Source organism: Nocardia sp. bgisy118 (assembly GCF_057708605.1).
Window position 1 is genome coordinate 180,582 of sequence record NZ_JBYISM010000014.1, and the last position, 10,730, is coordinate 191,311.

Sequence of the window (10,730 nt, forward strand, 5' to 3'; positions counted from 1 at the left end):
TGGCATCCCCCTAAACCCATTGGTGGGCGGAGCCTAGCACACCTCGGATGCCCGAGCCGGTCCGCTGAACTGTCCTCAGCCGCGTGATCCGCGTCCAGGACGACCGCCGTTATGAGGACCCCGCCTGGTCTGCGTCGAGAGGCAAGCATCAATATCGACGACCTGAAAGACGCTGTCCCGAAACACCAGGAGTCCCGCCTCGAACGCTCCGACCTCACCTTCGGCAGCTACGCCTTCTCCTGCGAGACCCCGTCCGCTGGAACAAAACTTGGGTGGCGACTCGACCGCGAGCAGGTTGTCGACTTTCTCGAACAGGTCCGCGATGTCCGCAACTACCTCATGCACCTCGCCACCGATCCCCTGTCGGAGGAGAAGTACGCCGTGGTCAACGGCCTCCTTCAACTTCTGAGTACGGCCGAGCCGCGTCCGTGAGTCAGCAGCAGACGGCGTTCAGATACTAGGCCTCGGAGAGCGAGATCAGATCTCGACATGATCGGTGGACGGTGCGAACCGATCTCGAACCGAAGGGAACCCGATCGCAGGTCGTCACGTCCAACCTTGCTATGGGAAACGTCAACGGAAAGAAGAGCAAAGAACCAGGTACGAGCGACCCGCAGCGTCGTGTCAGACGCGAGAACCATCGGTGCGCCGGTTGTCGCGTGCGAGTCAACCCCAGAAAAGAGCCGATGTGATGGCATGCCATCTTTCGCGGCGTTCCCTACCGGCAAGTCTCGACTCGACCGCCCGTCAGCATTCCGGCGGAAACGGGAAGCACACGGGCGGCACGGCCATCGGCCCCGCGTCGGACTGCTCGGCGACCTGCGCCGGCGGCGGGACGACTTCCGATTGCGAAACGGGTCGGGGCGGTTCGTTCGCGCTCTCGGGCCTCGCCGAGCAGGTGGACGCCATGAGCCAGATCGCACAGAGGGTCAGGGCGACTACGGCGCAGGCAGCCAGTTGCTGGACGCGATGGTTGTCGCGCAATATCGAAACCCCGGTGCCCTCCAACGTTTGCGGAAGAGAAATCGTCCGCCCGAGGACCTCGACGCTGGGCCGAGTTTCCGGGACGGGTACAGATCGGAGGCGACGCAGCGGTTGCGGCTCGACCTCCGGTGTCAACCAAACTGGTTCGCGAATGGCGGCCGAAGCGGCGCGCGGGCGAGGAGTTTCGGTCTCCGGCAGTATCCAGGAGGACCACCGATCGGTGAACTGCGATTCCGTGGCACTGTCCGGGAGCGTGGACGCCGGATACTCGGAGCGTACGGGGCGGGGGTCGTCCTTGATCAGCACCACGTGTCCCGACGACGACTGCGTCTCGGCCTGCTCGGACGGGTTGGTGTCGTCCTCGACCAGAACCGAGCCCTCCGGCGATGCCTGTGTGTCGGCCTCGTCCGAGTGCGAGGACCGCTGGGTTTCCAGGGCCACCGCGGAGTGTGTGGTTTCCGCGCCGTCCTCCGGAGTAGGAGCGGGCGCTTCTGCCGATAGCGGGAAAGCGGATTCCGCCGTCTCCGCATCCTCCGGTTCGATCAAGGGTGCGTGTCCGCCGCCCTCGGACCTGCGTGGTGTCGGGATCGGTTCGACGTCGGGGTCGGGTTCGATCCAGGGCGGCTGCTGTTCACGTGGCCGTCGGTCGGGCACCTTGTCGAGAAGTGGCTTGCGCTCTCGCGGAAACCCCTCCGCCACAAGCTCTTCGATCGTCACCCGCTCGCCGAAGTTCAGATCCTCCAGCAGCGCGTGGACGTCCTCGGCGGTCCACACGAACCGCCGGCCCGCGGTGCGGTGGAACCAAGCACGCAGTTCGCCCGGCGTGGAGCCGAGCACGACGCCGCATCCGTGCCTGCGCGATTCGACGTTCAACGTCACGGTCGATTCCCGTGGCGGCACGACGACGACCAAGCCGTCGACGAACGCTTCGGGATGGCGTTTGCCCACCAGCGCCTTCAGATTGAAGACGTTGTTCGTGACCTGGTCGAACGGGCTCGTGTCTTGCTCTCGGACGTGGATCGGATCGCCCTCGAACCCCGACAGCCGCCAGCGGCCGTTGGCCTGGACGGTGAGGGTTCCTGCATTCGCGTCCGGAGCCATGCCCTTGACCTCGAGAACCACGACCGCTCGGGGTGTGATCACCACCAAGTCCGCTTCCTGCGCTCGACCTTTGTGATCGCGCTCGGGGATGTAGCAGCCTGAAATGGCCAGGCCCACAATGACGTACTGGCCCGTCCAGGTCCGCATCCACTCGAGCACTCGCTGCTCGGATCTCGGTATCGCCGTTCGTTCGTTGATGACCAGCATCGACGGCCACCTCCATCGCGTCCACGCCAATCGACGGCTCAACGTTATTCGCCGCCGGGGCACCTCGCGAATCGAAAGGCACTGTAAGAACAGGGGATTGGCCACACAAGGGCTGGCGTGTCCGGCGTGGCGGCGGGCACGGCGGCCCGATCCGAAGCTACCGAACCGAAACGAATACCTTCCCGAGTTCGACAGACCCAATGACCTGTTCGGCCACATCGAGTCCGAGGAGTACGTATGAAACGCATCGTGGGGAAGATCGCCGGGGTGGCGGCGGCGGCCGCGCTGGCGCCGGTGATGCTGGCCGCGACCGCGCAGGCCGAATCGGGGCCGGTGTTCTTCAGCGCGGGCAGCACCAACTGCGCGATCTACGACGACGGCACCGTCGGTTGTGATCTCGGATCACCGACGCGCTTGCAGTACAGCTTCCTGCCCTTCCTGCTGACGGTGAACGAGATCGTCATCGATCAGCCGTTCCTGCCCGCGCACCCGACCTTCGATCCAGGAACGCCGTACACACGGCCCGGCGGCAACCCGCTGCTCAGGGATGTGAAGACCGGGGACGGGCAGTGGGGCTCCTACATCGAGCACGCGGGGGCGCGCTGCGAGTCCGGCTTCCACGGCAGCTTCAGCTGTCGGTCGAAGGGGCGGTCGTTCACGTCCTGGAGCGGGACGATCTCGGCCTGACCGAAAGTGTTGGACCGCAACAGCGGAGTGAGATACCACGATCCCGCTCCGTTGTTGCGTCTCTTAGCCGTCGTGTCCGCGCGCCCTCTCCAGCGACGCACAACCCGTCGCCGGCCTTTCCTAGTGCGTTGACAACGAACTACCGCCGGGTTCGGTGATGCGCCGCCGGGTCCAGGCGGCGGGCCGGGAGTCCGGACACTTTCGACGACGGCAGTTGCTGTCGAGAGTGTGGGGTGGTGTGTGCCGGAACCGGTTCGAGCCTGTCGGCTGAGCGACGCGGACGGTCGAACGGACGCAACCGCCAGTTTTCTTGACCTGTGGGTCAAGAACATTTAGAGTTCTTCGCATGGGCAGGCCGCGGAACTTCGAAACCGATACCGTGGTCGAGCGCGCGATGGAGGAGTTCTGGACCCGCGGGTACGGCGGCACCTCTCCCGCACAACTCGCCGAGGCCACCGGCGTCGGCAAGGGCAGCCTGTACCACACATTCGGCAGCAAACGGCAACTGTTCGACCGGGCATTGGCCCACTACGGACGGATGGGCGTGGAGCACGCCGAGGAGGTGCTGTTCCAACCGGGAACCACCCGTGAACGCATCGGCGCGTACCTGCGTGAGACCGTGGATTCCGATGTCGCACAGCCGGTTCGGCGTGGCTGTATGGTCGTGAACACGGCCGCCGAGCTCGGTGGCCACGACGAGGAGATCACCCGAGCCCTGCGTGGCATCGAGGAGCGCATCGTCGCGGTGCTGGCCGCCCGGATCGAACAGGGCCGACGCGACGGCGATATCGGTCCCGACGTCGATGCGCAGGCCACGGCCGAGTTCCTGCTCAATACCAGCGTCGGCCTGCGCATGATGGCCAAGACCCGCGACGCCGAAACGCTGTATCGCATCATCGACGTCGCCCTGACCTCCCTCTGACCGATACGCCACGTTGTGGTGGCTTTCGTATACCCCCATTTTTGACCTGTAGTTCAAGAAAGGAAATCTCCATGGATCTCGAATTGACCGGCAAGACCGCCGTCGTCACCGGAGCGAGCCGCGGCATCGGCCTGGCCGTCGCCGAGACCTTGTCCGCCGCGGGCGCACGCGTGGTCGGCGCTGCCCGCACCATCACACCCGAACTCGAAAAGGCCACCGTGGCCACCGTTTCGGCGGACTTGAGCTCGCAAGACGGTGCCACTGTGCTCGTGGATACCGCGCTGGAGGAGCTCGGCGGAATCGACATCCTGATCAACAACGTCGGTGGCGGCGCCCCCGACCGACTGACGCTGGGCGGGTTCCTCGACAGTACCGACGAGCAGTGGCGGCACTTCCTGGATGTCAACCTGTTCAGCGCCGTCTGGGCGACCCGCGCCGCCCTGCCGAGCCTGCTCGACCGTCGCGGCGCGATCGTGAACGTCTCCTCGATCAACGCGCGAATGCCATCCGCCGGGCCGGTCGGCTACAGCGAGGCCAAGGCCGCGCTCACCGCCTTCGGCAAGCGCCTTAGCGAGGAGTTCGGTCCGCAGGGAGTCCGCGTCAACACGGTCTCACCCGGCGTGGTCGGTACCCGGATCTGGCGCGGTTCCGAATGGGTGGGTGCGAAACTCGCCGCCGCACAGGGCATCTCACAGGAACAGTTGCTGGCGGCGCTGCCGGAGCAGTTCGGCATCGCCTCGCGTCGAATCTCCGAACCCGAAGAGGTCGCGGCCCTCGTGACGTTCCTGGTCTCGGGCAAGGCTGCCAACATCGTCGGAGCCGACCTCGTCATCGACGGTGGGACCATCAAGACGAGCTGATCCGATACCCTGCATCAGGACATCGGCCCCGGCCCGCGCGTCGACCACGACCTTCACCGGTCAGGCTGCGGTGGCGTGGGTTCGGGGCCGGCCCCAGCGCCGCTGGCGTTCGCCGCGGATGCGGGTTCTCGACGTTGGGCGGCCAGCACATCGGGGTGTCGGACGTTGGCGTTGCGCCAGCGCAGGTATTCCTACAGGCGGCCGACGAGCACCGGATGGTTGGGGTGGTTGGAGTCGCCCATGACGAAGGTGAGCCGCGGGCCCGAACTGCGCCTCGATCGGGTTCGCCCACGAGGCGCTGGTCGGGGTGAAGCATAGTTCGACACTATTTTCCGTTGCCCGGGAACGGATTCGAGGTGTCTTGTTCGCCGAGAGGTTGTCCAGGATTACATAGATCGGCACCGTCGGGTCGTGCGCCGAGGATCGACTTCAGCACGGCCAGGCTGTGGTCGCCGCCTTTGCGGTGGCGGGTGACGCCCCACAACTGGTCGTCGCCGAGGGAGTAGCAGCCATGGAAGTACCGGATGTGCCGGATTCCCAGCGGCGTGCCACCCGACCCGGCGGACATTCGTGGTCAACGCACTAGCGATCCCCACCCGAGCCTGTCACTCGCTGGCCCGACACCTCACCAACCAACAAGCCCTGCGGCTTACAACTGAGCGCTACCACGCACTCCGCCGCGATATGAGCGACCTCCTCAGCCTTGCCCACCTCAATACCGGTCGCGCAAAGCCGCTTCTACGACGGTGCCGTCGACCGGCTCGCTCTGCCTCCACACCTCTCGCGCCAACCGGAGCTTCCCGATCAAGCTGGCGACCAGCGCCGACTCCCGCTCCGCGCTCGCGTGCCCCTGCGCGAGAACCTTGTGGTAACGAATCGAGTCGACAATGGCGGACTTCACCCGTTCATGGTCGAGGTAGACCTGCAGGTCACGCCGCCACTCTCCACTCGTGGCGTAGGGCTCGGCAGCAACCCACGCGGCGAGAAACGACTCCCTTTCCCGCGGGAAGTAGCCCATCTTGTGCAGATGTGTCGCCACGTCGTACAGCGGGTCGCCATACAGCGCGAGCTCCCAGTCGATGAATACGACCTGCCCGTTCCGCACGATCATGTTCTTGCGGTGTACGTCGGCGTGCACCATCCGAAACGGCCTCGGTTCGAGCGCATTCCACGAATTGAGGACACGGTCGAGGGGGTGATCGGGGACGCCAAGCCTGCGGTACAACTCGCCGAACACGACGCTGCTTTCACCATGCACACGTTCGGTGACTGCCGACAGTCGCCGAGCGAAGGCTGCGGGCTCCTCGCTCCACCCGTCTTCGACCGGTGGCAGCAACTCGCGCGGGATATTCCGCAGGTTTGCGAAAAGCTGCGCCACATTCCCCGGCACGTGAGTTGGGACCGAAATCCCTCGCGGCGCAATATCGTCCAACAGATCGCCGTCGATATGGTCATGGATCTGATAGGCGGGCTGCGCCGATTCCCAGCGCAATCTCGGCGCCGAAGCGACGAACGGCTCGATCGCCATCAGTACCGCAGGCTCAGGCCACTGGCGCAGGTCCATCACGTCAGCACCTTCGACGGCGATCCGCACATTCACCGCACCCATCGGGCCGTCGACTCGGACATTGTGGTTGTAGTACCCGGCGGCGGCTTGCGAAAGTGAAAGAGCTTGGGCGTACACCGCATTCGCGTTCACACCGAGTGCCCGCGAGATCAGTCGCGCCGCGTCACGGTCCATGCTCGGTCCGGGCGTCGGCGGTTGGATACGCAATCGGGCGGCTGCGGCTGCTCGTGAGACGTCGGGTTCGATCCAGCCGAACAGCGCCAGCACAGCCCGTGCGACGAGAACCAGCCCCGGATAGACGTTCGCGCCTTCGAATTCGGATATCGCCCAGCGCACACTACGTACCGCATCGTCGCGCTGCCCGCGGCGTGCGAAGACCCCAGCGCGGAACAGTTCGGCCCTGGCACGACCCGACCGATACCCGACACTGTCGAGAATCTCGCACGCTTCGGCAAGCGCACGCTCCGCGGCGTCGAGTTCACCGAGCGACAGTCGAGCCAAACCTAAGGCGGTGTAAGCCTTTCCGAGCTCGTGCATGGCACCGAGTTCGCGCTGCCGTGTGATAGCGGTTCCGGCGGCCTCGATCGCCTGGACCGGGTCGGTGAGAGCCTGGAGTTCGGCCACGTTCGTCGCGATATTGGCCTGACCGACGACGCTGCCCGCCGCTCGATAGTGGGTGTCGGCCTCGGCCAGATACTGTGCGGCGCGCTCGGTATCGAACGCCAGCCGATAGGCGAGATGACGCAAGCGCGCCACATCCCCGAGAAACGCATGATCGTCGTCGTCGGCCATGGTGACGAGTTCCTCGCACAGTGCCAGCGCCTGACCGAATCGGCCTTGGCACATGTGCAGGTCCGCCGCCCATAGCCCGGCTTCGAGCCGAGCCCGCCCCGACCCCCGTGACCACACGTCCTGATAGATCGCCAAGGCATCGTCGGTATCACCGAGTATGCGGCGTGCATTCGCCGCGGCGACTGCAAGGCGCTCGGCGATCGGCCCGGTCCTTTCCAGCGGCGTATCACGGGTGAGCCGATCGGCCTGCTTGGCGTCGCCGAGTAGTAGGGCGGCTTCCGCTTCCAGGCACTTCTTCAGTTCCGAGAGTTCCGCCATACCTGCCAGATTCTCATGCGATTCGGTCAGGTAGCGGTCGAGATCGCTGATCACTCCGCCGATTCCCTGGCTCCCGCCAGCTGCTTCGATCCGATCGACATAGGCAAGCAGTGCCACGGCGGACAGAATCCCCGCCCGTACACCGTGGTATCCGGCTTCGCGCAACGCCGAGACTCGACCGGCCGGCCCCTCTGCGCGCGCGAACCATACGTCATGCAGCAGCTCGTGCAATGTTCGCTGGACATCAGGGTCCAGGCGGCGCTGCAATGCGGCGACCATCAGTTGGTGCAGCTGGTAGTACTCGGCACCGTCACTCTCGTCCGCGGAGTAGACGAACGAATATGCGATCAAGGACTTCCATGCCGCGATGTGACCGGGCAGCTCGAATTGCCGAGTCAGCGCGGTGAAGATGTCCCGATCGAAGGTGCGTGGTAGCCCGAGCAGTTCCAGCATCCGCACTTCGTCGGGGCGTACGTGCTGGAGGAAGCGTTCGAGAATTGTCTCCGGGGAGACCAGTTCCGTGGGCGCAACCCAGCCCGCGCGAGTGCGGGCGTCGATCGCCAGGTGCAGGTAGAACGGCACGCCCGCACTCGACCTCGAGATCGCCGCGCGTTCGGCGGCATCCTCGATCCCCGACGAATCGAGCAGTTCGAATCGGGCGTCCTCTGGAAGGTCGTCGACTCGCACGGTCCGCAACCGCGAGGCCCATTCGGGATCATGCCGCTCCCAACCCAGCGGCTCACGGCTGGCGATCACGACCAGCCCGGTGTCCATCTGCGCGACCACATCCCGCAACCAAGCATCGGAAGCCGCGGCACGGCCCTCGCGGTCCGTACCACCCATCAGCGCCTCATAGGCGTCGAGGAAGACCACGTAAGGCTCTTTCCCCTCCGTGCCGTTCTTCAAGTCCTGTGCGAACAGGTAGGAAACAGCTGTCTCCAGGCTCGCGAGGCTCAACTGGTCGAGCTCTTGGAGGATCGGATCGTGGCGTATCCGGTGGGTGCGCACGGCTCGACGCGCACCCAGATCGAGCAGACGGGTCGCGGTACCGAACACCGGAATCCCGGTGGCGTCGTTGAGGATTTCGGTCAGGATCTCGCTGTGCTCGGCAAGCGTCAGCGATTCGGAGGTGAGGCGTAGATGCGGATGCATGCGCTGCCACAGCACCGCGCAGGCGATGTCGAAGCGGTGGAATTTGATCTTCCGGGCACCGAACTGAACGCGCAGCACGGCCAGCCCGTCCGCGGCCTGACGGTGACTCGGCACCTGCAGATCGAGCACCCCCGCCGGATGCTTCTTCTCGACGCGCGCCCGCAACTCGGTGACCAGACGTGACTTGCCGATTCCGCCGACACCGCTGAGCAGCATGACCAGCGGACGTTCGGCGGCTTCGACCAGCAGTTCGTCGAACCGAGTCAGCACGTGCTCACGGTCGACGAACGGGCGGCTCGCCGCCCCCGGCTGAAATCGCGCGGTCAACACCACGATGTCTTCCCCCTCCTGACAAGAACGGATCAATTCTGGCAGAAGCCAACAACATTCGAGCCTGGACGGAAAACCGCACTCGCCGATACGACCGGCGGTGATCTCACGCAACGTCCTGCGTCGAGCAGGAAGCGACAGAGTAACCCGGAGCCGAGAACGGCACGAAGCCCGCCTCGGCACAGACCCGGACGCGACAGTGGCCATGCTCCGACATGGAGTGGAGCTGGAGCATGGCCGCGCGATGACCACATGTAGGGGCCGTCGAATGCGCCGTGGGAGACACTGGCAGTGAAGTCGTCCCACTCACAGGCGGTGAAGATCAAGGACGGGCGGGTTCTTTGAATCACGGAGTGTCTCGGCACCCATCCGTGTCTGGCCCTACACCGGCTGCACCTCACCTCGTCGACCGCCCCGACCGCGCAGCGCCAGCACGCCCAAGGCCGATGCCACCATGCACCCGCCGACCACCCACAATCCGGCACGCTGCGTTCCCGTCCAATCTTTCAGCCAGCCAGTCACATACGGCGCGGCGAACCCGCTGACGTTTCCGATGGAATTGATCAACGCGATCCCGCCTGCCGCCGCAGCACCGGAGAGGAACTCGCTGGGCAGCGCCCAAAAGGTCGGTAGTGCGGCGAGTACCCCTATAGCGCAGATGGTTACCGCCGTCATGGCCGCGAAGGGGTTGCCGAGATACAGCGCGACAGGAATGGCGAGGCCGCCGACAAGTGCGGGTAGCGCCACGTGCCAAGCACGTTCGCCGGTGCGATCTCCGTGCCTGCTCCACCAGACCATCACGACGGCCCCGATGAGGTAGGGCACCGCGTTGATCAGTCCGCGCTGCACGATCGAATAGCTGACGCCGTACTGCTCCTCGAACCCTTTGATGATGGTCGGCAGGAAGAAGCCGAGCGCGTACAACCCGTATACGACGCCGCCGTAGATCAGCGCCAGGCCGAAGACGCGGGGATGGGTGAGCGCTTTGCGCACCGTCCAGTGCTCGGCTTGTTCTACCGCTTCGTGTTCGGAGGCGAGCTCAGTACTGAGCCAGCGGCGTTCGTCGGGTGTGAGCCATCGTGCCAACGCGGGACTGTCGGTGAGATAGAACCACGTCACGACCGCGAGCAGGATCGCGGGAATGCCCTCCACGAGGAACATGAACCGCCACCCGCTGAGGCCGAGAATGCCCTCACCGTATTGGATTATCAGGCTGGAAACCGTCGCGCCCAGTGCCGTGGACACCGGGACGGCGACCATGAACAACGCCACGATCTTCGCCCGCTGCGACTGCGGGAACCAATACGTGAGGTACAGCAGGATGCCGGGAAAGAATCCGGCCTCGGCGATGCCGAGCGCGAAACGCAAGACGTAGAGCACGGTTTCGTTGGGCACGAACGCCATCGCGGTGGCGACCGCACCCCAGCTGAGGAGGATGCGGGCGATCCAGCGCCGCGCCCCGAACCGGTGCAGGGCGAGGTTGCTCGGCACCTCCAGCAGCAGGTAGCCGAGGAAGAAGATGCCGGAAGCTAATCCGAACGCCGTCTCGGTCAGCCCTAGATCGGCCTTCATGCCGCTCGGGCCCGCGAATCCGATATTGACGCGGTCCAGGTAGTTGACGAAATACAGCAGGCCTAGGAAGGGCACCAGCCGAAGGGTGACCTTGCGCAACGTAGTTCGGGACACATCGGTCGTGACAGCCACCCGCGCACTCTTGCTGTGAAGACCGGGCGCGTCAAGTTGCGATTCACGCCGCCACCGACTCACGCCGCCACCGACTCACGCCGCCACCGACTCACGCCGCCACCGA

Annotated in this window: 9 protein-coding genes; 4 read left to right on the forward strand and 5 right to left on the reverse strand. The window is 65.2% G+C overall.

The window, feature by feature from the left end:
- Positions 1-111 precede the first annotated feature (111 nt).
- Positions 112-432 carry a hypothetical protein gene (locus tag AC3EO7_RS19285; protein WP_435591964.1) on the forward strand — a complete coding sequence of 107 codons (321 nt, stop codon included), beginning with the start codon at positions 112-114 and terminating at the stop codon, positions 430-432.
- 315 nt (positions 433-747) lie between these two features.
- On the opposite strand, the gene AC3EO7_RS19290 is transcribed toward AC3EO7_RS19285, so the two are convergent.
- Entirely contained in the window at positions 748-2,292 is a 1,545-nt protein-coding gene (locus AC3EO7_RS19290; protein ID WP_435591965.1) for a nuclease-related domain-containing protein, read from the reverse strand.
- Positions 2,293-2,529: 237 nt separating this feature from the next.
- On the opposite strand from AC3EO7_RS19290, the gene AC3EO7_RS19295 reads away from it, so the two are divergent.
- The 3 genes from AC3EO7_RS19295 (at position 2,530) to AC3EO7_RS19305 (ending at position 4,761) form a co-directional block, all read left to right on the forward strand.
- On the forward strand, positions 2,530-2,979 hold the full coding sequence (locus AC3EO7_RS19295) for a hypothetical protein (protein WP_435591966.1): 450 nt from the start codon (positions 2,530-2,532) through the stop codon (positions 2,977-2,979).
- Between the two features lie 346 nt (positions 2,980-3,325).
- Positions 3,326-3,901 carry a TetR/AcrR family transcriptional regulator gene (locus AC3EO7_RS19300; RefSeq protein WP_435591967.1) on the forward strand — a complete coding sequence of 192 codons (576 nt, stop codon included), beginning with the start codon at positions 3,326-3,328 and terminating at the stop codon, positions 3,899-3,901.
- 71 nt (positions 3,902-3,972) lie between these two features.
- Positions 3,973-4,761, forward strand: a complete 789-nt coding sequence (locus tag AC3EO7_RS19305) for an oxidoreductase (RefSeq protein ID WP_435591968.1) — start codon at positions 3,973-3,975, stop codon at positions 4,759-4,761.
- A 60-nt stretch (positions 4,762-4,821) separates the two neighbouring features.
- Here AC3EO7_RS19305 and AC3EO7_RS19310 read toward each other — a convergent pair whose 3' ends face one another.
- From AC3EO7_RS19310 to AC3EO7_RS19325, 4 genes are all read right to left on the reverse strand, one after another.
- Entirely contained in the window at positions 4,822-5,163 is a 342-nt protein-coding gene (locus AC3EO7_RS19310) for a hypothetical protein (RefSeq protein WP_431963317.1), read from the reverse strand.
- Positions 5,087-5,329, reverse strand: coding sequence for a hypothetical protein (locus AC3EO7_RS19315; RefSeq protein WP_431963614.1), 243 nt, complete (start codon positions 5,327-5,329; stop codon positions 5,087-5,089). The genes AC3EO7_RS19310 and AC3EO7_RS19315 overlap by 77 nt, the downstream gene beginning before the upstream one ends.
- Before the next feature lie 144 nt (positions 5,330-5,473).
- Positions 5,474-8,923: a phosphotransferase gene (locus AC3EO7_RS19320; protein WP_435591969.1), complete on the reverse strand. Its 3,450-nt coding sequence runs from the start codon at positions 8,921-8,923 to the stop codon at positions 5,474-5,476.
- Between the two features lie 378 nt (positions 8,924-9,301).
- Positions 9,302-10,624 carry an MFS transporter gene (locus AC3EO7_RS19325; RefSeq protein ID WP_435591970.1) on the reverse strand — a complete coding sequence of 441 codons (1,323 nt, stop codon included), beginning with the start codon at positions 10,622-10,624 and terminating at the stop codon, positions 9,302-9,304.
- Positions 10,625-10,730 lie beyond the last annotated feature (106 nt).